Origin of the sequence: Planctomonas deserti (genome assembly GCF_003067705.1) — a bacterium.
GTDB classification, from domain to species: Bacteria; Actinomycetota; Actinomycetes; order Actinomycetales; family Microbacteriaceae; genus Planctomonas; species Planctomonas deserti.
On the sequence record NZ_QANL01000009.1, the window covers coordinates 1 to 1,477 of the forward strand.

The window sequence follows — 1,477 nt, forward strand, 5'->3', positions numbered from 1 at the left end:
CTGCAAACACGAAAGTGGACGTATAGGGTGTGACGCCTGCCCGGTGCTGGAAGGTTAATTGATGGGGTCAGCCGCAAGGCGAAGCTCTTGATCGAAGCCCCAGTAAACGGCGGCCGTAACTATAACGGTCCTAAGGTAGCGAAATTCCTTGTCGGGTAAGTTCCGACCTGCACGAATGGCGTAACGACAGCGGCGCTGTCTCCACCCGAGACTCAGTGAAATTGAAATCGCTGTGAAGATGCAGCGTTCCCGTGGCAAGACGGAAAGACCCCGTGAACCTTTACTATAGCTTTACACTGAACGTTGAGTTCGTCTGTGTAGGATAGGTGGGAGGCTATGAAACTGTGGCGCTAGCTGCAGTGGAGCCATCCTTGAAATACCACCCTGTCGTGCTTGACGTTCTAACCTGGGCCCATTATCTGGGTCGGGGACCGTGTATGGTGGGTAGTTTGACTGGGGCGGTCTCCTCCTAAAGAGTAACGGAGGAGCTCGAAGGTACGCTCAGCGCGGTCGGACATCGCGCACTGTGTGCAAAGGCATAAGCGTGCTTGACTGCAAGATCGACGGATCAAGCAGGTAGGAAACTAGGACTTAGTGATCCGGTGGTTCTGTATGGAAGGGCCATCGCTCAACGGATAAAAGGTACTCCGGGGATAACAGGCTGATACCGCCCAAGAGTTCATATCGACGGCGGTGTTTGGCACCTCGATGTCGGCTCATCACATCCTGGGGCTGTAGTCGGTCCCAAGGGTATGGCTGTTCGCCATTTAAAGTGGTACGCGAGCTGGGTTCAGAACGTCGTGAGACAGTTCGGTCCCTATCTGCCATGGGCGTTGGAGATTTGAGAGGGGCTGCTCCTAGTACGAGAGGACCGGAGTGGACGAACCTCTGGTGTTCCGGTTGTCACGCCAGTGGCATTGCCGGGTAGCTATGTTCGGAAGCGATAACCGCTGAAAGCATCTAAGCGGGAAGCGCGCCTCAAGATGAGATCTCCCGGGGCACAAGCCCCCTGAAGGAACCATGTAGACTACGTGGTTGATAGGTCAGGTGTGTAAGTACAGCAATGTATTGAGCTAACTGATACTAATGATCCGAGAGGCTTGACCATATAACCTCAAGTTGCCTTGGCTTTACGACAACGTCGTAAGAGCATCCAAGTGCACGCTACGTCACAAGAACTATGCGAGGCTGGCGCCTTGTCCCATCGGGACGAGTGCGACTCTCCAAAAGCCTCCCTGGTGAAATTAGCGCTGTGGAACCACCCGATCCCATCCCGAACTCGGAAGTGAAACGCAGCTGCGCCGATGGTAGTGTGGCTCAAGCCATGCGAGAGTAGGTCATCGCCAGGGTTTACACCCGAGAACCCCGCTGCATGCGCAGCGGGGTTTTTCTTATTAAGTGAAGGCACTGCATTTTCCGGGTACCTTCCGCCCCAAGGGCAAGATCGCGAAGCTGGCGCTGCAAGCGCTGCTGCAAC

2 rRNA genes are annotated in these 1,477 nt (G+C 55.0%); both read left to right on the top strand.

Annotated features, from left to right (window positions below):
- Window positions 1–1,108: ribosomal RNA gene (locus DAI20_RS16785) — 23S ribosomal RNA — on the top strand; the annotation flags it as partial.
- Window positions 1,109–1,234: 126 nt separating this feature from the next.
- Window positions 1,235–1,349, top strand: a 5S ribosomal RNA gene (gene rrf / locus DAI20_RS16790).
- The last annotated feature ends 128 nt before the right edge of the window (window positions 1,350–1,477 follow it).